A 23068-nucleotide genomic window follows, 5' to 3' on the forward strand; every position below is an offset into this window, starting at 1 on the left:
CCAGGTTCGCGTGGTAGACCGAGGAATGGCCGACACGACGCAGTCGATTCGTTCGCGAAGCTCCCGGCGGTCGATCCTGTCGATCCGCTCGGAGGGTTCGATCCTCTCGATCGGCAGCGTGGGCTCGATCCTGTCGATCGGATCCGTCGGTTCGATCGGCTCGATCGGCTCGATCGGTTCCGCAGGCTCGTTGATGTCCTCGCTGTCGTTCGCGAGTGTCGGTTCCGCGCTGTCCGGACTGTCTCGCTGGTCGCTGCTGACCTGGCGCGGCATCGGGGATTCCCCCGACGAGCGTCCGATGCTGGTCGTCGTGCCGGACGAACCGGATCTGGCCGAGTCGCCGACGCGGCACGTCCAGTCCTAGCTCGGCTCCGGCCGGGGCCACTGCCTGCCCTCGATGGCCTCGACGCCTCGGTTGAAGCGGACGAGCAGGCTTTGGAGCAACTCGACCTCGTCCGGGGTCCACTCTTCGAGTACCCGGCCGACGCCGCTGCGGTTGAGGTCCCGGTCGGCGCGCATCTGCGCCATGCCCTTCTCCGTGGGCCGGACCTTGCGCGCAACCCCACCACCGGGATCGGCGACGCGTTCGACCAGTCCATTGCGTTCGAGCGCACCCACCTGCCGGTTGATCGTCGAAATGTCGAGTAGGAATGCCTCCGCGAGTTCCTTGAGACTCATCAGTCGGTCGAGTTCGAGGCGCGCAAGGATCAGATACGCGGACCTGTCGAGCGTCTGCCTGCCGCGCTGCCACGCCAGGGCGTGGTATCGGGACAGTAGCGTCAGTTCGTACTCGATGCCCGCCTGTACTCGGTCTTGGTCGGACAAGCCGCACCCCTTCCACTTTCCCACTGCCCGCAATGTCCGCATTGTGTGCCATGCACACGATGTGTACCGTACACATTTCTTCCAATTTGATCTTTGAGCAGTTTTTCCTAGGAGTTTCCTTGTCAACACCCGTCGCGTCCTCGACGGTGGAGACGACCAGATCCACATCCGGCAACGCCATCGTCGCAGTCCTCGGATTCTGCGGCATCGTCGTCTCGCTGATGCAGACCCTCGTCGTCCCGATCATTCCCCAACTGCCACACCTAATTTCGGCATCCCCGGCCGACGCGTCATGGGCTGTCACCGCCACCCTCCTCGCGGCCGCAGTGGTCACCCCCATCAGCGGTCGCCTCGGCGACATGTTCGGCAAGAAGAAGATCCTGATCGCCAGCCTCGGCCTCGTCGTGGCCGGATCCGTGGTGTGTGCGTTCGCGAACTCACTGATTCCACTCATCGTCGGCCGCGCCCTGCAGGGCGCTTCGGTGGGCGTCATCCCACTGGGCATCAGCATTCTGCGCGACGAATTGCCCCCCAAGAAGGTGGCCGGCGCGATGGCGATCGTCAGCGCCACTCTCGGCGTCGGCGGCGCGATCGGACTGCCGATCGCGGCGGCTGTCGCTCAGGTGGCCGACTGGCACGTGCTGTTCTGGATGTCCGCCGGACTGGGCCTGGCCTGCGCCGCACTCGCTGCCGTCATGATCCCCGAATCGACCGTCCGAAACCCCGGCCGGTTCGACTTCGTCGGCGCGGTCGGACTCAGCGCGGCACTGATCCTGTTCCTGCTCCCGATCACCAAGGGCGGCACCTGGGGTTGGGGCGATCCGCTCACGCTCGGCCTGCTCGCCGCGTCTCTCGCGGTGTTCCTGATGTGGGGATTCCTCCAACTGCGAACGGCGCGGCCGCTCGTGGATCTGCGGGTGTCCGCCCGCCCGCACGTCCTGTTCACCAACCTGGCGTCGATCGCCATCGGTTTCGCGATGTACGGCAACTCGCTCACACTGCCTCAGTTGCTCATGGCACCCGAGTCGACCGGATACGGACTCGGCCTCTCGATGATCACGGCCGGTATCGCACTGGCACCCGGCGGCCTGGTGATGATGGCGCTCTCGCCCGTCTCCGCCAAGATCTCGGCCCTGCGCGGCCCGCGGTTCACCCTCATGGTGGGTTCGGTCGTGGTCGGTCTGGGCTACACCTTCGTGTTGTTCCTGTCGTCGTCGGTGTGGATGATCGTCGTCGGCGGCATGATCATCGGAGCGGGTGTCGGCCTGTCGTATTCGTCGATGCCGGCCCTGATCATCGGCGCGGTCCCCGTGTCGGAGACGGCAGCAGCGAACGGCCTCAACTCGCTGATGCGCTCGGTCGGAACGTCGAGTGCGGCGGCCGTCGTCAGCGTCGTCCTCGCGAGCATGACGGTCACCCTGGGTGCCGTCGCAATTCCGTCGTTCGACGCGTTCCGCGCGACGTTCGTCATCGCGATCGTCGCCGCCCTGGTGTCGCTGGTGTTCGCCTTCCTCATCCCGAAGGCTCGGCCGGCGCCCGCGGGCCGGCACGCCTGACGGCGCCTCGGACGCAGAAGGCCCGCACCGACGATTCGGTGCGGGCCTTCGCGGTTCTGCCGCCGTTACTGCTGGCCGCCGCCCGAGGAGCCGTCCGAGGAACCCAGGTACAGGTTGGCCGCGAGGGCATAGAACAAGTTGATGAGGAATTCCACGAGAGCCTCCGAGTCGTAGCTGTTTTCGGACCGCTTAGGGTAGCCGAACGGTCCGATGCCCGGACCATTACGGGGCATATCGGAACATCCGTCCAACTTGTTTCACCTCGGCGCCGCGGTAGCGTTGAGGGCACATCGTGAAGCCACTCCAGACAGGAGCCACGACCATGAGCAGAGAGAAATGGTGGGTGGTCGCGGGCATGAACAGCGACTGGTCGCTCGAACAACGCGCCAACGGGGATCACGTGGTCGTCAATGCGTCCACCACCGAGGAACACGTCCTCAACGGCTACCAGTGGATGCACGTCAAGCACGCCGATGCCGCGACCGGCACACCCGAGCACGCCCTCACGGTGCTTGGGGAGGGTCCTCCGCCATTCGGTCGGTGGACCGAACTGCACGGCGCCTGACGCCCGCCGATTCCGACAAATAACTGAAACACGTTCCAGTCGTGCGTTAGGTTGCAGGTGAGTCCGCGGGCGACGCGGGCGACCGCAATCGACCGCGAGGAGCACAGCCATGGGGTGGACCCGGGAGGAGCTCGAAGGAGCCTTCGAGAACTACCAGAAGACCGTCGTGCAGGCGACACAGACCGGCGACTGGAACCTCTTCGCCGACCAGTTCACCGAGGACGCGACATACGACGAGCACGCGTTCGGCCGCTTCGACGGGCGCGAAGAGATCCGCCGATGGGTCACCCGCACCATGACGGCGTTCCCCGGCAAACGCATGCCCGAGTTCCCCGTCTCGTGGTACGTCATCGACGAGGACCGCGGCTGGGTCGTCTGCGAGGTTCAGAACCCGATGGAGGACCCCGGCGACGGCACCGAGCACGGCGCCGCGAACATCACGATCCTCCATTACGCAGGCGACAACCTGTGGTCGCACGAGGAGGACGCCTACAACCCGATGAACTTCCTCTCGATGGCGAAGAAGTGGTGCAAGCACGCCGAGGCGGCCGGGAATCTGCCCGAGGACGCACGCGTGTGGCTCGAGAAGATGTCCAGACTGCCCGGCTGATCGCCCCCCGAACGACGAATCGGGCGCCCTCCGTGCGGAGGGCGCCCGATTCGTGTGCACGAGGCGTAGGTCAGTAGCTCGTCCAGAGCACCGCGATGAGCGCGTTCACGATCGCCAGAATGCCGACGATGTGCGCGAAGTTCGGGTTGCCCTCGCCGCGCTTCTGGCGCGCGCGGCCGATCTCGGCAACGGCCACGATGACGAGGGCGATCACCATCTTGACGCCGATCTTCGCCATGTCGTAGTCCTTGCCGAGCGACTCGACAGCCTCGCCGAGGCCGACGATGACCAGACCCGACAGAAGCTGGATGCGCGCGCCCCAGACCATCACCTCGCTGACGCGGGGCGCCTTCAGGACCGAGAGGTAACCACCGACGATCGCGGCCATGCCCAGCAGGTGCACGGCGACGAGGATGTTGTAGACGACAGACATGCCATTACCTTAGCTTTACAGATCCGGTGGCTTCACAATTCCGCGCGTGAAATCAATCCTTGGATGGATTCCGGACGCCGCGGCCTCTTCCGACTATGACAGGAAGAATGGCCTCTGCGCCGCCCATTGGCCATACTGCGGCTTGAGGATCGAGTTGAGGTCGATGCCGACGCCCTCGATCTGCCGCTTGTCGATCTCGAACTGGTGCAGGTGCGCGGCCGGATGCACGTAGCCCGCCGGGGTACCCCAGTTGTGCTGCCAGAACAGCGCTCCCACTCCGGACCGCAGACACCGGTCGATCGTCGGCGAGTTCGCGTACACCCCGACGTTCTCCCGTCCGACCACCGCGTCCCAGCCGCGCAGGTAGGGCGCGATCTGGTTGTCGAACTCCCACGCCGACGGGTTGTCGTCGATGGACGCGTAGATCGGGCAGTTCTCGGGGCCGCCGGCGGCCCGGTGCAGTTCGAGTCCGCGCTGCGCGTGGCGAATGCCGGCGTCGTATCCCCCACGCCAGTCCGACGTCTGCCCCTTGCCGAGCTGGTAACACGAGACGATCTGCAGGCCGAAAGCCGCCATCGCCGCGGCCTCGCCGAACTGCATGGGCTTGCCGAGCATCCACTCGGCCCCCGGCCTCCGGTCCGACACGTAGCGGATCGCGCCCACGTGTCCTGCCGCGCGGATCCCCAGCGGGGAGGGCACACCGGCCGAGTAGTCGATCAGGGTCGCGGGTCCCGCGTTTGCGACCGACGGACCGGCCACCGCCGCGAACCCTGCCGCCGCCGTGCCCGCCGCCGCGAACTTGAACAGCTGTCGTCTCGAAACCTGCACTGCAAAACCTCGCATCGCCGGAGATTCCGGCATCGCCGGGATGTGGTGCCGCAACGGATTCACCGCTGGCACTGTTTGATTCGAGAGCTATTCCACCACAGTCACTCTGGTTCCGTCAGTCACATCGGTGACTTCGGCACCATCAGCTCGATTCGAGACCGGCGAAGAATCCGGCGTTGACGGTGACATCCTCGACGACGCGAGTCCGGGTCTGTACACCCAGCGCATGCTCCTTGAGCAGATCACACAGCCGATCTCCGTCGATCAGATCGACGGGCGGCGCTCCGTCACGTCGCGACTCCGCCCGCGCCTCGCTCGTGAACGTGCCCGTCGTGATCAGCAAGCCCTTCTCACCTCGGCCGGCCATCGCGCCACGCAGGTCCCGGACCGCGCCGGCCCCGACGCTGCCACTGACCCGCTTGCACTGGAAAGCGACAGGAAAGCTCAGCAGCGAGATCTGGCACATTCCGATGCCGTCAACCCCGCCGTCCGCAGTCCGTCCGGTGATCGTCGCCGTCGAGAATCCCGCTTCGCGGAGCAGTCTTTGCGTCAGGCGCTCGAACGCCGTGGACGACATGCCGAGCACCGACTCGAGCAACGTCGACTTCCACGCGGACACCTCGGCATCGCTGTATGCCGCGTCCGTCGCGGATTCCGCCTCGGCATCACTGAGCGGAAGAACCTGCGCATCAGGTGTATTGGCCTTGCGACTGAGCCGCTGACGGCGCTTGTCGGCGGTGAAGGACAGCAGTAGCGGCCGCAATTCCGGTTCGGTGACGGCCCGCCCCTGCTTGGTGACGGTCCAGACCGCGCGCCGACTGTTGGCGAGCAACCCCATCCCCTTGAGATAGGTTCGCGCCCAAGCCAATCGATACTCGACCTCGGTGCCGGGCCCGTCCCCGTGCAGGACGCCCTGCAGTTCGGGGGACCAGCCCTGGCGCTCCACCACGGCACCGTCGAGTTCGTTGTTCGACGCCGATCCGCCCAGCGCGATGAGCGCCCGGAGAGTGGGCCACAGCAGTTCGGTGTAGGGCGGCAGCTGGGCGATCAGCTCCTGCTGACCGGCGACGTCGTCACGCCGTGGCTCCTGCTCCTGCACAACCGCTCCCATCCGCGCCGTCCATCGGTGGCCGCTCGACACCGGATCGGCCAGCCGACCTGGATGTTATCCGGTGTCGCGTCCTGCCCCGAATCCGGTGGTTCCGCCGGAGCGGCGGGACCACCGGTGCGCGGTCAGGCGCGGGCCGCCGCGTCGCGGCCGGCCACGCGGCCGAACGCGAGGGCGTCGCCGATGTGGAATCCACCGTCCTTACACCAGCTGTAGGTCGAGCTCACCTCGCCGGCGGCGTACAGGCCTTCGATTACGTCTCCGCGCGTGTCGAGGACGCGGGCCCGCCCGTCACGACGAGGACCACCGTTGCTCCACCCCAGGAGCGGCGCAACCTCGAGGACATAGAACGGCGCCCGCGCCACCGAACCGAGAGTGCCGGGATCCCGGCCGAACTGGTCGTCGTGGCCGGCCGAGCACGCGGCGTTGTACTGCTCGACGGTCCGCTCGAGCGTCGCCGCGTCGACTCCGATGATCCCCGCGAGTTCGGCGATCGAGTCGGCGCGCGCAATCCAGCCCTTCGCGACCTCCTCGCTGTTGTCGAGACTCCACCGGGATCCCTTCATCAGCAGGTTCCACCCCACCGGCAGCACATCCGGTGTCGGACTCAGAGGGCCCGCGGTGCGCATCTGCTCGTCGAAGATCAGGTGGAACGGGCGCAGCGGAAACAGCTCGTAGGCTCCTCCGCGATTGATGTGGCCGTGCTTGGGTTCGGCGGCCTCGTCGACGAATCGCCGCCCGTCACCGGACACCCAGAGATAGTTGTTCGCGTTCCACAGCGCGAGATAGTGACCGAACTCGTCATCACCGCGGACACCGGTGATGGTCATCATGTTGTCCATGTGCCACAGGTCGGCACCCACCGCCTGGGCCATGCGGTGGCCGTCGCCGGTCGACGCGGGCGAGCCCCACAGGACGTGGTCCTCGACACGCAGATAGTCACGCACCATCTGAGAATCGGCCGCGAATCCGCCGGTGGCGAGAACAACGCCGCCCCGCGCGCCGATCCGGCGGCGTCCACCGGCGCCCTCGACCACGACACCCACAACCGCTGCGTCCTCGACGATCAGCTCGACGGCGGGCGTATCGAACCGCGTCTCGATCCCGCGCTCGGCCAGTGCCCGACAAAGGAAGCCGTGGAGCAGCCCGTTGCCCATTCGGCCCTCGACCGTGTCCATCCCGGCGTAACAGTCACTTCCCTCGAGCTCCAGATACTCCGGCGCCGTGTGGTAGTCGCCGCTCATCGCGACGTCGGCCCCCAATTCCTTGAGCCACGGCGAGATCTCGGCGGTCTCGGTGGCCCAGGCCTCGACGACGTCGTCTGCCACCGGATACGCGCCGTTGAGTGACCGCAGGAAGGTACGGGCTCGCTCCGGATCGCGATTGACCCACCAGCCACTGCCGGACACTCGCGTGTTGCCGCCCGCCGTGGCCTCGTCGCACTTCTCGACTACCAGCACCGCCGTGTCGGCCTGGTGCGCCGCGAGCGCGGCCGCCGAACCGGCGGCCCCCGCGCCCACCACCACCACGTCGAATTCCTCGTCGAAGCCCGCAACGCTCACGTTCGCCCCTCTCAGGTTATGTGATCCACATCGCCATTCGCAATCAATGTGATCCACGACATCTTTCAGCGAGGGAGGGGTCGGTCGCGCCAGTCTTCCCACCCAGCGGAACAGCCCTCCGCGTCAGCTGTCGACGAGGACCTGCAGCGCGGCGCCGTAACGTTCGACAATGTCGCCGATGGGCGCGGCGCGCAGCCACGGACTCTCCATCACGTACAGCGCCGCCATCAGCCCGGACAGCTGCGCCGCGAGCAGGTGAGCGCGCAATTCCACGTCTTCGCCCAGCAGTCGGGGCGCCAGGGGCGCGACGATCATCTGGTCGATCGCCTCTTGGAGGTGCTCACGCACGGCCGGGCGGTCCGACGCACGAATCAGGGCGGCATAGACGGCGGTGGGCTTGTCCGCCTGCCGGCGACGAGTCCGGCGGACGACGAAATCCACCAACGCCCCGCCCAGTCCGTCCAGCGGGCCCTCGACCACCTCGACGAACGCGTCGGACATGGTCATCGTCCGGACGAACAGCTTTTCCTTCGACCCGAAGTAACGGATGACGAGCGCCGGGTCCACTCCGGCGCGCCGGGCGATGTCGCGCACACCGGTGGCAGCGAATCCCTGTTCGGCGAACAACTCCGTGGCGGCGGCCTGCACCGCCTCACGGTTGTGTGCGCTGCCGGCGCGGGCGTGGGGTTCGGGTGTCTCGACGGTCATCGATCGTCCTTCGCTCGGAGGTGGCCGCACCAACCTTGCCGCACAGTCTACGTCAACAGTGTTGACAACCGGCCGTCAACACTGTTGACTGACGCCCCGTCAACACTGTTGACGATGATTCGACGATTCAGGAAGGCCGTTGCGTATGCCCAACGCTCACGACCAGCGCCACCAGGAGTGGACCGAGGCCATCGCGGCCGACACCGAAGCGGTCGCCCCCGCGCTGCACCTCGACCACGGCACACCCGACGGGACCACTCCCGGTGGGACGCCGTGGCGCACCGTCGTGGAGTCGATGGTTTTTCCGCTGTTCTTCGCGGTGATGTTCGCCCTCTGCTATGTCAGCGCCTTCCACGATCCGGCGCCGCGCGACGTCGAGGTCGTCGTGGTCGGGCCGGAGACGGCCAGCACCGCGCTCGTCGAGCGCCTCGCGCCCACCGTCGGTGACAAGTTCGCGCTCGAGACCGCTACCGACGCGTCCGGAGCGCTCGATCGTCTGCAGAACCGCGAGATCGCCGGCGTCATCGAGCTGGGTCCGACCATGAACCTCCATATCGCGTCGGCCGAGGGCACGATGCGTGTGCAGGCGGTGGAGGGGCTCGCCGAGCCGCTCGCTGCGGCCCAAGGCGTCGACCTGAATGTCGTCGACCATGCTCCGCTCGCGGCCGACGACCCCACCGGAACCGGACTGTTCTATCTCGTGATGGTCAGCACGATCGTCGGGTACCTCACGATCACCGTGCTCTCACAGGTGGCACCGCGGATGCGCTTGCGGCAGCAGCTCGGCGTGCTGGGTGCGATGTCGGTGATCGGTGTGCTGGCGGCGTACCTGGTCTCGGCGCTCTTCGTCGGCTTCTACGGGGCCTCGTTCGCGACCAGCTTGGCCATGCTGGCGGTGGTGATCGCCTACACGATCGTTGTGGGGCTGGTGAGCATCCTGGTCAACCGGGTGTTCGGCAAGGCCGCGATCATGGTGGTGATGGTCCTGATGATCTTCGTGAACTTCCCGAGCGCCGGCGGCGCCTTCCCGGCCGACTTCCTGCCGGGATTCTGGTCGGCGCTGAGCCACTTCTGGATCGGCGCGGGAGCCGTCGATGCGGTGCGTTCGATCATCTACTTCGGTGGCACCGGGGTGGGCCACGGTCTGCTCGTGATCGCCGGATGGTTCGTCGTCGCGGCGGCGCTGCTGGGCCTCACCCAGATGCGCAAGCCCAAGGCCGCGGAGCCCCAGCCCCAGCACCTGGCGAGCTGACACCACCTGCCGACAGCTCGGCCCGAAAACGAGAACGCCGCCCGGAGATCCCGGGCGGCGTTCTTGCGTTCTCGTCTGTCAGCCCAGGCTGCCGTGCACCGTCTCCCCCGCGAACACCGTCGCCTTCACCTCGATGTCCGCGAGCCGTTCGGGGTCCACGGCGAGCGGATTCGCCGACAGCACAACCATGTCCGCGTGCATCCCCGGCTTCAACGACCCGATGGAATCGTCACTGAACAGCTGCCATGCAGCATTGACCGTCTGCGCGCGCAACGCCGCTTCCACCGGGATCCGCTCGTCCGGCGCGAGCACCCGTCCGCCACGAGAGCGGCGATTGACGGCATCCGCGATGTTGCGCAGTGGATTCGTCGGGGTGACCGGACCGTCGTTGTGGAACGAGATGCGGTGGCCGGCGGCGAGGGCCGAACCGGCTGCGGCCCAGTGCCCCCCGTGCTCGGAGCCGAACAGATCGTCGACCAGGACATCGCCCCAGTAGTACAGGTGGTCGACGAACAGACTGCACGTGACACCCAGCGCGGCCGCACGACGGAACTGGTCGGGACGCATCGCACCGACATGTTCGAGCCGCAGGCGGTGATCCTTGCGGGGGTTGGCGGTGAGCATCTTCTCCCACGCGTCGAGAACCATCGTGATCGCCTCGTCGCCGTGGGCGTGGCACGCGATCTGCCAGCCCCGCTCGTAGTACGGCGCGCTGACGTCGTGGATCTGCTCGGTCGTGTAGTTCGCCTCACCGTGGCTGCAGGCCATGCCGAGCGCGCGCGTCGCAGGGGTGTCCAAGTAGGTGAAGGTGAGCGCGATGTTGCCGATCCACGGCGAGCCGTCGGACCAGATCTTGATCCCGACCTGCCGCACCAGATCGTCGCCCGTGCCCGGAACGACGTCGGACGCCCGCTTCGGCCCCGACATCTCGTAGAGACGCAGTCGTGTGGTGAGCGACCCGGCTTCGACGGCCGCGGCCAGCGGTGCCCGCATCGCCGGGTCGAACGCCATCTCGCTCACCGTGGTGACGCCCACGGCGTTCATGCGGGCAGATTCGGCCGCGATCAGCTCGGGGAACCGTTCCGCGGCCGACGCCAGGACCGGACCCGCGATCGCGATGACCGCCGCCGACTCGAATGCGACTCCGTCGAGTTCGCCGGTCTCGCTGTCACGCCCGAATCGAGCACCCTCCGGATCGGGAGTGTCGCGGGTGACCCCGGCGGCCGCCGCGGCGAGCGAGTTGAAGTAGGCCGCGTGGCCCGAGTTGTGCATGATGATCAACGGCTTGTCCGGAGACAGCTCGTTCATCCACTGCAACGTCGGATCTGCAAGCCCCTTCTGCAGCAGCGGATCCCATCCGTTGAGCACCGCCCCCTCGGGGCCGGCGAGGGCGACGGCCTTGTCGATCGCGGCGAGCACACCGTCGGCGTCGGGGACCGTGACGGGCCGGATGTCGACGACGGGCTCCCCCAGCAGGACGGCCTCGTTCAACGGATGACCGTGTGCCTCGATGAATCCCGGCATGATGCAAGCATTCCCGACGTCGTGCACGACGGTCCGGGGGCCGATGAGGGACGCGACGTCGGCGTCGGAGCCCACCGCGACGATGCGACCGTCCTCGATCGCGACCGCGGCTGCCCGCGGGTTGGCGTCGTCCATCGTCAGCACATCACCGAACAAGACCAGGTCAGCCATCGACTCTCTCCGCTCCATTCCGGCGACCGACGGCCGGTTCTCGCACGACAGGCTACAGACCGACCGCCCGTTCCGCGCGCTGTACAGACCAGGGACGACCTCGTCGTGTCGTCGTCGGGTAGGAAGGAACCATGCGTCCGAGCGTGGTCGGGCGTGCAGGCAAGGACCCACAGGTCAAGGATGCGAAAGGGATGCACTATGGCGAAGCGGAAGTGGGCAGAGCGGAGCCCGGTCCAGCGCGCGATCATCATCGCCCTGGGCTCGGTCCAGTTGAGTCTGGCGGCCAGCGCGTGGGCAGATCTCGCGACGCGGCGCCGTGAAGAGGTCAACGGCAGCAAGGGAAAGTGGGCCGCGATCATCGCCGTGAACTTCGTCGGTCCACTGTCGTACTTCCGGTGGGGCCGCCGCAAGTCGGCGTAGCTCGTTCTGCCGTTCGGCGTCTATTGCTCGACGAGCTCGGCGTAAACGACAGTGTTGTCGCGGTAACTGCGTGCGGCGGTGTCGAATTCACCGCCGCAGGTGATCAACCTGAGGCCGGGATAGTCGATGTCTCCATACACCGCCGCGGTCGGAAACGCGGCCTTGGCGTAGCGCTCGACCCGCGCGACGCGGAACCTGGCTGTGACCCCATCGGATCGGACGGCGTCGACCCGATCACCCGGGGACAGTTCGTGGAGGCGGAGGAACACGCCGGGTTCGCCGTCCCAGTCGACGTGTCCGGCGACGATGGCAGGTCCGATTTCCCCGGGGACGGGTGAGCCGGAATACCATCCGGCGGGAAAGGCTCCCGGAGGCACCTGCAGAGCTCCGTCAGGCTCCAGTCCGAGGTCCACGAGGTCGGAGTCGACCCCGATGGCAGGGATGACTATGCGGGCCGGACGAAGTGCGGTGGACATCGCGGGGCCCGGGGCGGCGGTGGCTACGAGATCCGAGGCGGGCGTCGGGGTGAGTGTCGTGGTCGGCGGGGTGCGACTTTCGGATGCTGTTGTGGCGCAACCGGCCAGGAGCATCACGGTGGCAGCGCAGGCGCCCAGGACCACCGACAGGCCGTTGCCGAATGGTCTCCGGCAACGGCCTGTCGATACTTCATTCACAGTTGGATGCGGTCCCTACTGCTTGCGGCGGTGTCGCCCGGTGGCCGCGGCGGCGCCGGCCGTGGCCGCCAGAAGCAGTGCGGTCCCGAGGAGCACTCCGCGTCCTGCCGTGTCATCCGATGCACCCTTGTCGCCGGCCTCGACACCGCCGACGGGCACCGCGGAGATCTGAGCGCCCGCCTGACCCGCGGTGGGTGAGGTGACGGGCGCACTGATGTTCTGCGCTGTGGCCGCTGCGATTGCGGTCGGCTTGGCGATGTTGCCTCCCACCTCGCCTTCGCCCTCCCCTTGGCCTTCTGCGACCGCGCCGCCGCCGGCGTTCCCGTCGGATGCGAGCGTGCTTCCGAGTGCGGCTCCGCCGGCGAGTGCACTGCCGAGGGCCGCGCTTCCGAGCGTTCCGCCTCCGACGAGTGTGCTGCCGAGCGCGATGCCACCGACCGCCGCGCTGCCAAGTGCGGCGCTGCCCAGCGCGGGAAGTGCCAGGCTGCCGAGGTCTGTTCCGCCGATGCTGCCGGTTTCGGAGCTGCCCGCGTCGGTTCCACCGGTGCTGCCGAGTCCGAGGCTGCCCAGCGCGAGGTCCGTGAGGCTGCCCAGATCCAGATCGCCACTGCCGGCCGTGAGGTCACCGCTGCCCGAGCTGCCCGCGTCGGTTCCGCCGGTGCTGCCCGCCTCACCCGTCGAACCGAGTGCAGCCGCACTGCCGAGCACCGGCAGGGCCAGGCTGCCCAGTGGAAGTGCGAGGCTACCCAACGCCACTTCGCCGAGGCTGCCCAGATCCAGATCGCCGCTTCCGGCGCTACCCGACTCGCCACCGCTACCGGAGTCACTGCCAGTGCCGAGATCGGCCAGGCTTCCCGGGGCCACTTCGGCGCCGCTTCCGGTGCCGGTGCTGCCCAGCCCGAGGCTACCCAGCGCGAGGTCCGTGAGGCTGCCCAGATCCAGATCGCCACTGCCGGCCGTGAGGTCACCGCTGCCCGAGCTGCCCGCGTCGGTTCCGCCGGTGCTGCCCGCCTCACCCGTCGAACCGAGTGCAGCCGCACTGCCGAGCACCGGCAGGGCCAAGCTACCGAACGGAAGCGCCAAGCTACCCAACACAGCCTCACCGACGCTGCCCAGATCCAGATCACCGCTACCGACGGTCAGATCACCGAGACTGCCGGAATCCGCACTGCCCGAATCACTACCCGTGCCGAGATCAGCCAGGCTACCCAGATCCAGATCCGCACCACTGCCCGTGCCAGTGCTGCCCAAACCGAGACTGCCCAACGCCAGATCCGCGAGGCTACCCAAATCCAGATCACCACTGCCAGCGGTCAGATCACCGAGACTGCCGGAATCCGCACTGCCCGAATCACTACCGGAATCACTACCGGAATCACTACCCGTGCCGAGATCGGCCAGGCTGCCCAAGTCCAGATCCGAGGAACCCACATCGGTACCACCGGTGCTGCCCGCCTCACCCGTCGAACCGAGTGCAGCCGCACTGCCGAGCACCGGCAGGGCCAAGCTACCGAACGGAAGCGCCAAGCTACCCAACACAGCCTCACCGACGCTGCCCAGATCCAGATCACCGCTACCGACGGTCAGATCACCGAGACTGCCGGAATCCGCACTGCCCGAATCACTACCGGAATCACTACCCGTGCCGAGATCGGCCAGGCTACCCAGATCCAGATCCGCACCACTGCCCGTGCCAGTGCTGCCCAAACCGAGACTGCCCAACGCCAGGTCCGCGAGGCTACCCAAATCCAGATCACCACTGCCGACGGTCAGATCACCGAGACTGCCGGAATCCGCACTGCCCGAATCACTACCGGAATCACTACCCGTGCCGAGATCGGCCAGGCTACCCAAGTCCAGATCCGAGGAACCGGCCGACGGCAACGCCAGGCTGCCCAACAAGGTCTCCCCCAGGCTGCCCAGATCCAGATCACCACTACCCGCAGTCAGATCGGTAAGACTGCCCAAGTCCAGATCCGCGGAACCCACATCGGTACCACCGGTGCTTCCCGCCTCACCCGTCGAACCGAGTGCAGCCGCACTGCCGAGCACCGGCAACGCCAAGCTACCGAACGGAAGCGCCAAGCTACCCAACACAGCCTCACCGACGCTGCCGAGATTCAGCTCGCCACTACCCGCACCCAAATCGGTAAGACTCCCGGCGGACTCGCTACCCGAATCACTACCCGTGCCGAGATCGGCCAGGCTACCCAGATCCAGATCACCGCTCCCGGCAGTCAGATCAGCGAGGCTTCCGGTGGGGAGATCGACGCTCCCCAGCGCCAATTCGGCCAGGCTGCCGAGATCGAGGGCCGGATTCGCGCTTCCCGCTGTCAGGTCGGTGCTGCCCGAGCTACCCGTGTCGCCAACGCTGCCCGCACCCAGATCGGCGAGGCTGCCGAGGTCGAGCGCGGCGCTGCCGACGGGCAATCCGAGGCTGCCGAGGGCCAGATCAGCCAGGCTCCCCAGGTCGATACCGCCACCGGCCGCGCTACCGAGCGCCAGCTGCGCCAGGGCGCCCAGGTCGAGTTCACCGCTGCCCGTACTGCCGGGCGCGGAGCCGCCCCCTGCGCTGCCCGCGCCGAGGTCGGTCAGGCTGCCGAGGCCGACGTCGCTGCTCCCTGACGCATCGCTGCCCGTGTCGGCGCTACCCGCATCCGCCTGGCCCGCACTACCCGTCGCCAACTGAACCAGGGCGCCGAGCCCGAGTTCGACACTGCCCGAATCACTTCCGGTTTCTCCCAGACTGCCGGCGCCGGCGTCCCCGAGGCTGCCCAGGCCAAGGTCGGGGGCGGCCTCCGCCAGGCTGCCGGCATCCACGCCACCTCCACCGAAACTGCCGGCCCCGAGGTTCGCGAGGCTGCCCAGTGCCATCTGTGCAAGGTTCGCCAGGTCGAGGTTGCCGGCGCTTCCGGCATCCACGCCACCGTTGGCGCCACCCGGTCCAGCGGCGCTTCCGAGGCCGGCCTCGCCGTTGCCTCCGACGCTGCTGCCGAGCCCGGATAGCCCGCCGTTGGCACCACCGTTCGCGCTGCTGCCCAGTCCGTTCTGCGGAGCGGGCTGAGCCTGACTCACCGCCGGCGTGGCAATGGTCAAGGCCCCGACTGCAGTAGCAGCGACCATGATTCGGCTCTTCATCCGCAGCGTTCTCAGATTTCTGGCCCTATGGGTAGACATCGTTCTTCGACCTCCTCGATCGGCATGCCAGCAACGCACAACAAACGCCCAAACCGCATGAAGGCAGAAAAAAACTGGCGAAGAACGCCCCCCGAAAAATCCGTCAGACCCCCGTCTGAGCGGATAGCAAAACCCCCGGCCACATGCATACAGGCATGATCAAGATAGCATCTCGAACCGATATCGATCACCGACTGCATTCGATGAAGATCCGCGAATTCCCTTCGCGCAGCTAATCAATCAGATCTCATACCTGCCCGATCTGCGGGTTTCAATCAGGAAGGGCGGGTCACCGATCCGGAATTCACCCCGGGAATCACCCTCGAGTCGGGGGCGTTCGCATAGCCGCAGCAAGACGGCCAAATTTACCGGTAACGAAGACGCCCCGAACAGCGATTGCCTGCGCGCATGAAAGCCCGAACGCCGCCGATGAATCCTGCGGCCATTCAGCCGGCATGGGAATGCAACATGCTCCTTCGATCGCCGAACGCGGTCTAGTCGATCCGGTGGGCAGGGCCGTTCGCGGCCGCGAGCGCCTTCGCCCACCCGTAGTCGGGTTTGCCGCTCGGGGTCCGAATAACCTCGTCGGCGACCCAGAAGGTGCGCGGGATCTTGTAGCCGGCGAGCTGGCTGCGGGCGTGCTTCTCGACGGACTCGAAGTCCGGCTCGACACCATCACGCACTCGGATCACCGTCGCCACCCTGTTGCCCCACCGGTCGTCGGGGACACCGATCACGATGGCGTCGTAGATGTCGGGGTGCGCCTTGACGACGGCCTCGACCTCCTCCGCGAAGACCTTCTCGCCGCCAGTATTGATGACCATGTTCCCGCGGCCCAGCAGCGTGATCGACCCGTCGTTCTCGATGCGTGCTCGGTCACCGGTGACGACCGCGCGCTGCCCGTCGACCACGCGGAAGATCTCCGCGGACTTGACGGGATCGTTGTAGTAGCCGACGGGCACGTTGCCGAGCTTCGCCAACCATCCCTCGGCCCCCGAACCCGGGGCGAGCAATCGGTTCTCGTCATCGACTACGACGGAGTACTTGTTGGCCCCCACCTTCGGACCACCGTGTTGCCCGAACCCTTTGGTGGCGAATCCGATTCCGCCGAAACCGGTTTCGGACGATCCGACCGAGTCGGAGATCATCAGGTTCGGCATGACATCGAAGAACGCGTCCTTGACCGTAGCGGAGAACAGCGCGGCACCGGACGCGAGGACGGCCAGGCTCGACGTGTCGCGGTCCTGCTCGCGATAGGCCTCGACCAGTGGCCGGCCCATGGCGTCGCCGGTGATGACCATGACCTGCGGCCGGTACTGCGCGACGACTGCCCACACCCGGTCGGCATCGAACTTCGGCTCCATGATGACGGTGTTTCCCGAGAAGAACGCAGTGAACGTCGGCATCATCGCCGAGGTGTGGATCAACGGCGGCAGCATCACCCAGCGCATCGCCTCGCCCGCGGCCACCCCGTTGCGGGACTGTTGGAGCTCGTCGGCGATCGGCTCGCCCGTATAGAAGTCCAGCCCGCCGCCCAGCACCCGCCAGATGTCCTCGTGCCGCCAAACCACCCCCTTCGGCCGCCCCGTGGTGCCACCGGTGTAGAAGATGTAGTGGTCGTCCGGGCTGCGCGCCTCGAAGTCGCGGCCCGGGGCACCGCTCCCGACGGCGTCCGCGTAGCCGACCGCGCCCGGCACGTCCATCTCGGATCCGGTTGCGAGCGCGTCCGGTACGGAGATCAGGTGCCGGATGCGCGGCACCTCGGGTAGGACCTGCGCGACCCGGTCGGCGAACCCCTGATGGAACACCAGCCCGTCCAGGTCTGCGTTGTCGTAGAGGTACCGCAACTCGTCGGAGGTGTAGCGATAGTTGACGGTCACCGGGACCGCGCGGAGTTTGAACGCCGCGATGATGACGACCATCGTCTCGATCGAGTTGTGCATGTGGACGCCGATGTGGTCACCCAGCCCGAAACCCGCGTCCCGCAAGTGGTGCGCGAAGCGGTTTGCGCGCTCGTCCAACTCGCGATAGGTGACCTCCTCGCCGGTGACGATCATGGCTAGCCTGTCGGGCATTGCGTCCACCGAATGCTCGAAGAGATCAGCGAAGGTATAGGCCATGCGGGTGGTCCCCTGTCTGGGTCGGCAGATCAGATCACATAGAGAGGCAACGGAATTCCACGGTCTTCGAATACGAATGCAGCGCCGGTACTCACCTTGGTGATCGCCACCTCGACGCATTCGGGGGCCGGTTCGTCGGTCGCGACGACCTCGACGATCAGCCCGGAGTCGTCGTCTCCGACGACACGCACAGTGAAATACGGGTCGACACCGCGCACCAGCGCCTGCAGTGCCTCGAGATGGTCGCCGTCGATCAGCGTCGGCCAGCCACCGTCGACGTCCACGAGACCCCTGCGTCCGATGCGAAGCTGCAGGCACTGTCCGTCGAAGCGGATCTCGTTGTCGACGTACTGCTTCGGATTCAACAGCGGATGCAGCGACAGCACCGTGGCCAGCGCTTCCAGATCGTGCGGCAGCCCGAGCGCATCACGGATCCTCTGCGCGGTGACGCCGGCGATGCCGGTCAACTGCTTACGGGTGATCTCCCGGGCCTTGTCTTCGTCCACCCGTTTGCGGACCGCGATCAGGAAGCCGAGAGCGAGCAGGTGTTGCTGGAGGCACACCTCCTCGGCGATCCGCACCAGCGCGGACCGCGAGAAGTCCTGGAACCGCAGATCCGACAGCAGCGGACCCGAGTAGTCGTGATTGCCGTCACCGGTGGTGTCGATCGCGCTGAGCTCGACTGTGTACGCGGCGGTTCGGCCGATCTGCTCGGTGTGTGGCTGCATCGTCGGAGGGACGTGAGCGTCGTCGATGATCACCGTCCATGCGCAATGCGGCTGACGATCGGCGGGCCGGCGCGGAGGACGATGTATCGGACGGACCTGTGCGTGCGGGTTGGTCGCCAACGCCGTCGCGTCGAACGTGGGGTCCTCGATGTCGTGGCACATCGCGGTCACGTACTCGTCGCCCAGCGGTTCGACGTCCATCAGCGCGCCACAGTGGTCGAGCCAGAACTCGCCGTGTGTCGGGTCGTCGACCCGGTAGCGGAAATCCATGAACTGCGGCGGTGCCCCGATATCGAGTTGCAGGCCCTTGAAGATCGTCACGACATCGTCGCCCTCGTACCGCAGCGCCTTCTGCATGCGCATCGTGTACCAGGGGCTCGAGGCCTGCCACTCCTCGATCGCGACCTGGGCCATCCCGTCGCGGCCGAACTCGACGATGAGATGGGCCATGCCGGACCGGTCGATGAGCTGACCGCACAGGAGCAGTTCCGGAACCAGGGTGGCGAGATCCGCGCGCGACAGTGCGCCGAACGACCGCGACAGGTGTGCGCTGGTGCTCACCACAGCGGTACCGGGGCCTGCCCGGCCGGGAACCAGCCCGGCAACTTCTCGCCCGAGATCGAGCGCTGGATGCGCGCCTGCATCCCCTGCGACAGCGCGTTGTTCTTGATCATCTCCATGAACAGTGCCGAGACGTTGCCGAAGTCGAAGAAGTCGCGCTGCCACGACCACTGGAAGTCACCGCCGTAGCGGAACCAGCTCCCACCGATGCCGTAGACCGAATAGTTGGTGCCGTCGGGGCGCTTGGCATCGGAGATCTGCTTCCACAGCCCGATCACGTTGCCGCTGACCGCATCGATCACGAACTCCTGGTAGGGGTACTCCCACCCCTCGAGCCCCTGCATCTCCAGCCCCAGCGCGACGTCGCGGATCTCGTCCCGGCCGACCGCCATGAAGTCCTGCTTGGGGCCGTAGTTCCAGCCGTAGGTCGCGTCCTCGGTGTAGAAGTCCGCCAACGGCTTCCAGTCACCGGCGGCCTCTGCCTTCTTGTTGCCGTCCACCCAGCGCTGGACCATCTCGTCCAGCTCGGCGCGATCGAATCCGGTCATGCTGTCGTCTCCTTCGAAAGTCTTCGTTGGGGTGCTGCTTTCGGAAACTTTTCAGTCCTCGACGATCCGTAGGGCCTGCGTCGGGCAGTAGTGGACCGCGTTCTCGACGTCGGCCCGCAGCGACGCCGGCGGGCTCGGATCGACGACGGTGACCTTGCCGCGCTTGGGTACCTCGAACACGTCGGGTGCCTCCATCTCGCACGCGGCGTGTCCCTGGCAGAGGTCGAGGTCGGCTTCGACGCGCATGGTCAGGCCTCGCTCGTGTGGGCGACGGGGCAGCCCGCCGGCGCCGCTGCCGCCGATCCGACCGATGCCGCGCGACTGGTCCGCCGCCGATAGCGCACCCGGCACGGCTGCTGCAGCTGCACGACCATCTTGCTGTGGTCGTTGCGATACGAGTCGGCCGGCTGCGACATCTCGAACTCGTAGTCGCGCAGCAGAATCGAGAAGATCGCCTTGAGCTGCATCTGCGCGAACGCCGCCCCGACGCAGCGATGACGTCCCGCCCCGAACGGGATCCACGTCCACCGGTTCGCGGTGTCCTCCTGATTCGGGTCGATGTAGCGCCCCGGATCGAAGGCGTCGGGGTTCGGGAAGTCCTCCGGGATCCGGTTGGAGATCGCCGGGGTCGCCGCCACCAGGTTTCCCTCGTGGATCGGGAACCCGCCCACCTCGAAGTCGCCGCGGGCGACGCGGAGCAGGATGATCAGCGGTGGATGCAGGCGCAGGGTTTCCTTGATCACCGCCTCGAGCACCGGGATCTGACGCAGCGCATGGAAGCTGATGTCGGCACCGTCTGCGTACAGCTCGTCCAGTTCGGCGGTGACCTTGGCCATCGACTCGGGGTGACGCAGCAACTCGATCAGCGACCAGGCCGCCGTTCCGGAGGTTGTGTGGTGTCCGGCGAACATCATCGAGATGAAGATCCCGGTGATCTCGTCGGCGCTGAACCGGAGGTTTCCCTCGTCGTCCCGGATCGATACCAGGACGTCGAGCATGTCCCGGTCCTCCTTGCCCTGTGGAGGATTCGCGATCCGGCCGTTCATGATGCCCTGCACGAGGTCGACGAGCGCGACGCGCGCCTCGTCACGACGACGGAAGCTGTCGATCGGCGCGTACGGGTCGACGAAGGCGATCGCATCGGTGCCCTGCTCGAGTTCGTGGTAGAGCCTGGCGAACCGGTCGTCGAGTTGGTCGCGGAACTTCTTGCCGATCAGGCACGCCGACGACGTGTAGATGGTCAGCTCGGCGAAGAACTCGAGCAGGTCGATCTCGCCCTCGTCGCCCCAGCGCGAGACCATGTCCTCGACCTCGATGCCGATGGTCGTCGCGTGACCACGCATCTGCTCGCCCCGCAGCGCGGAGTTGTGCAGCATCTCGGAACGGCGCTCGGGGCTCGCGTCGAACACCACGCCTTCGCCGAAGATCGGCTTCATGAACGGGTACGCGGCCTGCTGGTCGAGTTCCTCGTCGGAGGAGCGGAAGAAGAACTCGTTGGCCTCGGCGCCGGTCAGCAGCACGACATCGCGGTCCACCAACCGGAACACGCCGACGTCCCCGCACTCGTCACGGACCCGTCGCATCAGCGCGATCGGGTCGGTGCGCAGTTCCTCGAGGTGGCCGTGCTCGTGGAGGCCGCCGGATACGCGGGGCGGATCAAGCAAGGTCATTTCGTCTCCTCCGTGTTCGGAACGGGAGCGAGCGGTGCCTCGGGCTGGACCTCGACGAGCACCAGGTGGACTCCGCGGGGTGCGCCCACCACCGCGATGACGGCGTTCGCCATGTCGGACGCACGGAGCATGTAGCCGTGCCGGGCGAAGCCCCACTTGGACCACGACTCGGCGACAGGCGCGAGGATCTCGGGGGTGGAGTTCATGCCCATTCCGGTGGAGGTGGGGCCGGGCCGCACGATGGACGCGCGAATTCCGGTTCCCTCGAGTTCCATTCGCATCTGACGGCCCATCGCTTCGAGGCCGGCCTTGGCGGCGTCGTAGGCACCCATCATGGGTCGCTGACGGTCGGCGCAGTCCGAGCCGATCAGTACGAAGTCGCCTCGGCGGCGCTCACGCATCCCGGGCAGGACACGGTGCGCCAGTCGCTGTGCGCCGACGAGGTGGACGTCGATCTGCCTCGCGAAGCTGGCCGTGTCCATCTGGTCGGCGGCCCCGAACTCGAGGTCGCCTGCGCCGGAGACCACGATCTCCGTGGGGCCCAGCGCCTGCTCCGCGGCCGTGACGAAGGCATCCACGGACTCGTCGTCGGTGACATCGAGATAGTGGGCGAACGCTTCTCCCCCGTTGCTGCGGATCTTCTCCGCGATCGCCTCGGTCTCCGCCACCCGGCGGGCCCCGAGCGCGACCGGATGCCCCAGTTCAGCGAGCGCGTACGCGGCGGCCTCGCCGATTCCGGAGGACGCGCCGCTGATCAGCGTCGGTCTGCGGGTGGGGTTGGGCTCGAAACGGGGCATCAGCGCACCTGCACCTTCATCGGGAGGGCCGCGAAGCCCCGCACGTTCGTGGAATGGACTCGTTCGATACCGGACTCGTCGACCTCGTACTGCTCGACGCGCTTGGCGAATTCGGCGAGGGCGATGTTCGCTTCGAGGCGCGCGAGGTGCGCGCCGAGGCAGAAGTGCACGCCGCCACCGAAGCTGACGAGCTTGTTGGTGGAGTCCCGGCCGATCCGGTACTCGTCACCGTCCTCGAACACCGACTCGTCCCGGTTGGCGGACCCCATCAGCAGCAGCATCTTCTCGCCCGCGGGGACCGTTCGGCCGTGGTATTCGAGGTCGACCGCGGTGGTGCGGGCCACGATCTGGCTGGAGGTGTCGAATCGCAGGGTCTCCTCGACCCAGTCGGCCACCCGGCCCGGGTCGTCGAGCACCTGCGCCACCTGGTCGGGGTTGCGGGCACCCCAGTACGCGGCGTTCCCGAGCAGTTTGGTCGTGGTCTCGTTGCCGGCGACCACCATCAGGAACAGGAAGCCCAGGACCTCCTGGTCCGACAGCTTGTCGCCGTCGATCTCGGCATCGAGCAGTGCGGACGTGAGGTCCTCGGTGCGCGAGCGGCGGCGCTGCTCGATCATGTCCTTGTAGTAGGTCATCAGGCTGATCGACGCCTCCACCGACGGCTGCGGTACGTCGAGGACGCCGTCCTCGCGGTGCACCACGAGGTCCGCGAGCCGACGCAGTTCGGCGCGGTCGGCCTCCGGAACGCCGATCAATTCGGAGATCACGTCCATCGGCAGCTTGCCCGCCACCTCGGAGATCCAGTCGAACTCGCCGGCATCCAACGCGGGCTCGAGGTAACGCTGGGTGAGTTCGAGAATCCGTCCGTCGAGTTCGGCGACACGGCGCGGAGTGAAGCCGCGAGAGACCAACTGGCGCAGGCGCGCGTGCCGCGGATCGTCCATCGCGAGGAACGACATCACCAGGTGCGCGTGCGGCCCGTATGCAGCGGGATCGAGCGAGACACCGTTAGCGCTCGACAGCCGGTTGTGATCACGGAATGCCCGCAGGACGTCGGAGTGACGCGAGAGCGCCCAGAACCCGATGTCCGGATTGTGGTACAGCGGAGACTCATTACGCAGCCACGCATACGTCGGATACGGGTCGTCGTGGAAGTCGTAGTCGTACGGATTGAAGACCGCCGGGTCGATCGGCGTTTCGGCGCGGGTCGCGCCCACTGGATCCAGCATGT

General features: G+C 67.0%; 23 protein-coding genes. 6 read left to right on the top strand and 17 right to left on the bottom strand.

The annotated features are described in order from the left end of the window. Positions 1-25 precede the first annotated feature (25 nt). Positions 26-364, top strand: a complete 339-nt coding sequence (locus C8K36_RS07910) for a hypothetical protein (protein ID WP_107983932.1) — start codon at positions 26-28, stop codon at positions 362-364. Here the strand turns inward: C8K36_RS07910 and C8K36_RS07915 are convergent. Further along, entirely contained in the window at positions 361-825 is a 465-nt protein-coding gene (locus C8K36_RS07915; RefSeq protein WP_107984307.1) for a MarR family transcriptional regulator, read from the bottom strand. The genes C8K36_RS07910 and C8K36_RS07915 overlap by 4 nt on opposite strands. A gap of 119 nt (positions 826-944) precedes the next feature. Between C8K36_RS07915 and C8K36_RS07920 the strand changes: the two genes are divergently transcribed. Continuing rightward, positions 945-2381, top strand: coding sequence for an MFS transporter (locus C8K36_RS07920; RefSeq protein WP_107983933.1), 1437 nt, complete (start codon positions 945-947; stop codon positions 2379-2381). A 65-nt stretch (positions 2382-2446) separates the two neighbouring features. On the opposite strand, the gene C8K36_RS24720 is transcribed toward C8K36_RS07920, so the two are convergent. After that, complete coding sequence (locus tag C8K36_RS24720) at positions 2447-2614, bottom strand: hypothetical protein (protein ID WP_181319468.1); 168 nt, start codon at positions 2612-2614, stop codon at positions 2447-2449. 89 nt (positions 2615-2703) lie between these two features. Between C8K36_RS24720 and C8K36_RS07925 the strand changes: the two genes are divergently transcribed. Together C8K36_RS07925 and C8K36_RS07930 are read left to right on the top strand one after the other, a co-directional pair. After that, on the top strand, positions 2704-2946 hold the full coding sequence (locus tag C8K36_RS07925; RefSeq protein ID WP_107983934.1) for a maltose regulon activator MalT: 243 nt from the start codon (positions 2704-2706) through the stop codon (positions 2944-2946). A 109-nt stretch (positions 2947-3055) separates the two neighbouring features. After that, on the top strand, positions 3056-3556 hold the full coding sequence (locus tag C8K36_RS07930) for a nuclear transport factor 2 family protein (protein WP_107983935.1): 501 nt from the start codon (positions 3056-3058) through the stop codon (positions 3554-3556). Positions 3557-3626: 70 nt separating this feature from the next. Here C8K36_RS07930 and C8K36_RS07935 read toward each other — a convergent pair whose 3' ends face one another. The 5 genes from C8K36_RS07935 to C8K36_RS07955 all read right to left on the bottom strand — a co-directional run bounded on the left by C8K36_RS07935 (position 3627) and on the right by C8K36_RS07955 (position 8195). Continuing rightward, positions 3627-3989 (bottom strand): hypothetical protein, encoded by a 363-nt coding sequence (locus tag C8K36_RS07935; protein WP_107983936.1) that lies wholly within the window; start codon positions 3987-3989, stop codon positions 3627-3629. 93 nt (positions 3990-4082) lie between these two features. Further along, the gene (locus C8K36_RS07940) at positions 4083-4832 is read right to left on the bottom strand and encodes a DUF1906 domain-containing protein (RefSeq protein ID WP_107984308.1); all 750 of its coding nucleotides are present in this window, start codon (positions 4830-4832) and stop codon (positions 4083-4085) included. 127 nt (positions 4833-4959) lie between these two features. Beyond that, the gene (locus C8K36_RS07945) at positions 4960-5928 is read right to left on the bottom strand and encodes a restriction endonuclease (protein WP_258195316.1); all 969 of its coding nucleotides are present in this window, start codon (positions 5926-5928) and stop codon (positions 4960-4962) included. Between the two features lie 122 nt (positions 5929-6050). After that, positions 6051-7487 carry an FAD-dependent oxidoreductase gene (locus tag C8K36_RS07950; protein WP_107983937.1) on the bottom strand — a complete coding sequence of 479 codons (1437 nt, stop codon included), beginning with the start codon at positions 7485-7487 and terminating at the stop codon, positions 6051-6053. 123 nt (positions 7488-7610) lie between these two features. Further along, positions 7611-8195 (bottom strand): TetR/AcrR family transcriptional regulator, encoded by a 585-nt coding sequence (locus C8K36_RS07955; RefSeq protein WP_107983938.1) that lies wholly within the window; start codon positions 8193-8195, stop codon positions 7611-7613. A gap of 145 nt (positions 8196-8340) precedes the next feature. Between C8K36_RS07955 and C8K36_RS07960 the strand changes: the two genes are divergently transcribed. After that, positions 8341-9447, top strand: a complete 1107-nt coding sequence (locus C8K36_RS07960) for an ABC transporter permease (protein WP_107983939.1) — start codon at positions 8341-8343, stop codon at positions 9445-9447. Between the two features lie 78 nt (positions 9448-9525). Here C8K36_RS07960 and C8K36_RS07965 read toward each other — a convergent pair whose 3' ends face one another. Next, a complete protein-coding gene (locus tag C8K36_RS07965) occupies positions 9526-11142 on the bottom strand; it encodes an amidohydrolase (protein WP_107983940.1) in 1617 nt (538 codons plus the stop codon). Positions 11143-11340: 198 nt separating this feature from the next. Between C8K36_RS07965 and C8K36_RS07970 the strand changes: the two genes are divergently transcribed. Further along, entirely contained in the window at positions 11341-11562 is a 222-nt protein-coding gene (locus tag C8K36_RS07970) for a PLDc N-terminal domain-containing protein (protein ID WP_107983941.1), read from the top strand. Positions 11563-11582: 20 nt separating this feature from the next. Here the strand turns inward: C8K36_RS07970 and C8K36_RS07975 are convergent, their stop codons facing one another. From C8K36_RS07975 to C8K36_RS08015, 9 genes are all read right to left on the bottom strand, one after another. Further along, positions 11583-12236 carry a class F sortase gene (locus C8K36_RS07975; protein ID WP_258195318.1) on the bottom strand — a complete coding sequence of 218 codons (654 nt, stop codon included), beginning with the start codon at positions 12234-12236 and terminating at the stop codon, positions 11583-11585. A 15-nt stretch (positions 12237-12251) separates the two neighbouring features. Next, positions 12252-15332: a hypothetical protein gene (locus C8K36_RS24725; RefSeq protein ID WP_181319469.1), complete on the bottom strand. Its 3081-nt coding sequence runs from the start codon at positions 15330-15332 to the stop codon at positions 12252-12254. A gap of 575 nt (positions 15333-15907) precedes the next feature. Continuing rightward, a complete protein-coding gene (locus C8K36_RS07985) occupies positions 15908-17533 on the bottom strand; it encodes an acyl-CoA synthetase (RefSeq protein ID WP_107983942.1) in 1626 nt (541 codons plus the stop codon). 29 nt (positions 17534-17562) lie between these two features. Next, a complete protein-coding gene (locus tag C8K36_RS07990; protein WP_420910863.1) occupies positions 17563-18822 on the bottom strand; it encodes a hypothetical protein in 1260 nt (419 codons plus the stop codon). Continuing rightward, the gene (locus tag C8K36_RS07995; protein WP_107983944.1) at positions 18819-19370 is read right to left on the bottom strand and encodes a nuclear transport factor 2 family protein; all 552 of its coding nucleotides are present in this window, start codon (positions 19368-19370) and stop codon (positions 18819-18821) included. Before C8K36_RS07995 ends, C8K36_RS07990 begins: the two co-directional genes overlap by 4 nt. A 51-nt stretch (positions 19371-19421) precedes the next feature. Then, the gene (locus tag C8K36_RS08000; RefSeq protein ID WP_107983945.1) at positions 19422-19616 is read right to left on the bottom strand and encodes a ferredoxin; all 195 of its coding nucleotides are present in this window, start codon (positions 19614-19616) and stop codon (positions 19422-19424) included. Positions 19617-19618: 2 nt separating this feature from the next. Continuing rightward, on the bottom strand, positions 19619-21040 hold the full coding sequence (locus tag C8K36_RS08005; RefSeq protein ID WP_107983946.1) for a cytochrome P450: 1422 nt from the start codon (positions 21038-21040) through the stop codon (positions 19619-19621). Further along, on the bottom strand, positions 21037-21837 hold the full coding sequence (locus tag C8K36_RS08010; RefSeq protein ID WP_107983947.1) for an SDR family oxidoreductase: 801 nt from the start codon (positions 21835-21837) through the stop codon (positions 21037-21039). Before C8K36_RS08010 ends, C8K36_RS08005 begins: the two co-directional genes overlap by 4 nt. After that, complete coding sequence (locus tag C8K36_RS08015; RefSeq protein WP_107983948.1) at positions 21837-23066, bottom strand: cytochrome P450; 1230 nt, start codon at positions 23064-23066, stop codon at positions 21837-21839. The genes C8K36_RS08010 and C8K36_RS08015 overlap by 1 nt, the downstream gene beginning before the upstream one ends. Between the last annotated feature and the right edge of the window lie 2 nt (positions 23067-23068).

Source organism: Rhodococcus sp. OK519 (genome assembly GCF_003051005.1).
Classification (GTDB): Bacteria; Actinomycetota; Actinomycetes; order Mycobacteriales; family Mycobacteriaceae; genus Prescottella.

Excerpts from the sequence above, each read along its gene's own strand:
- C8K36_RS08010 (WP_107983947.1), bottom strand. The coding sequence starts at position 21,837 with ATGCCCCGTTTCGAGCCCAACCCCACCCGCAGACCGACGCTGATCAGC.
- C8K36_RS07910 (WP_107983932.1), top strand. The coding sequence starts at position 26 with ATGGCCGACACGACGCAGTCGATTCGTTCGCGAAGCTCCCGGCGGTCG.
- C8K36_RS07970 (WP_107983941.1), top strand. The coding sequence starts at position 11,341 with ATGGCGAAGCGGAAGTGGGCAGAGCGGAGCCCGGTCCAGCGCGCGATC.
- C8K36_RS07940 (WP_107984308.1), bottom strand. The coding sequence starts at position 4,832 with ATGCGAGGTTTTGCAGTGCAGGTTTCGAGACGACAGCTGTTCAAGTTC.
- C8K36_RS07985 (WP_107983942.1), bottom strand. The coding sequence starts at position 17,533 with ATGGCCTATACCTTCGCTGATCTCTTCGAGCATTCGGTGGACGCAATG.
- C8K36_RS07965 (WP_107983940.1), bottom strand. The coding sequence starts at position 11,142 with ATGGCTGACCTGGTCTTGTTCGGTGATGTGCTGACGATGGACGACGCC.
- C8K36_RS07955 (WP_107983938.1), bottom strand. The coding sequence starts at position 8,195 with ATGACCGTCGAGACACCCGAACCCCACGCCCGCGCCGGCAGCGCACAC.
- C8K36_RS24720 (WP_181319468.1), bottom strand. The coding sequence starts at position 2,614 with ATGCCCCGTAATGGTCCGGGCATCGGACCGTTCGGCTACCCTAAGCGG.
- C8K36_RS08015 (WP_107983948.1), bottom strand. The coding sequence starts at position 23,066 with ATGCTGGATCCAGTGGGCGCGACCCGCGCCGAAACGCCGATCGACCCG.
- C8K36_RS07930 (WP_107983935.1), top strand. The coding sequence starts at position 3,056 with ATGGGGTGGACCCGGGAGGAGCTCGAAGGAGCCTTCGAGAACTACCAG.
- C8K36_RS07995 (WP_107983944.1), bottom strand. The coding sequence starts at position 19,370 with ATGACCGGATTCGATCGCGCCGAGCTGGACGAGATGGTCCAGCGCTGG.
- C8K36_RS07945 (WP_258195316.1), bottom strand. The coding sequence starts at position 5,928 with ATGGGAGCGGTTGTGCAGGAGCAGGAGCCACGGCGTGACGACGTCGCC.
- C8K36_RS07960 (WP_107983939.1), top strand. The coding sequence starts at position 8,341 with ATGCCCAACGCTCACGACCAGCGCCACCAGGAGTGGACCGAGGCCATC.
- C8K36_RS07925 (WP_107983934.1), top strand. The coding sequence starts at position 2,704 with ATGAGCAGAGAGAAATGGTGGGTGGTCGCGGGCATGAACAGCGACTGG.
- C8K36_RS07935 (WP_107983936.1), bottom strand. The coding sequence starts at position 3,989 with ATGTCTGTCGTCTACAACATCCTCGTCGCCGTGCACCTGCTGGGCATG.
- C8K36_RS08005 (WP_107983946.1), bottom strand. The coding sequence starts at position 21,040 with ATGACCTTGCTTGATCCGCCCCGCGTATCCGGCGGCCTCCACGAGCAC.
- C8K36_RS08000 (WP_107983945.1), bottom strand. The coding sequence starts at position 19,616 with ATGCGCGTCGAAGCCGACCTCGACCTCTGCCAGGGACACGCCGCGTGC.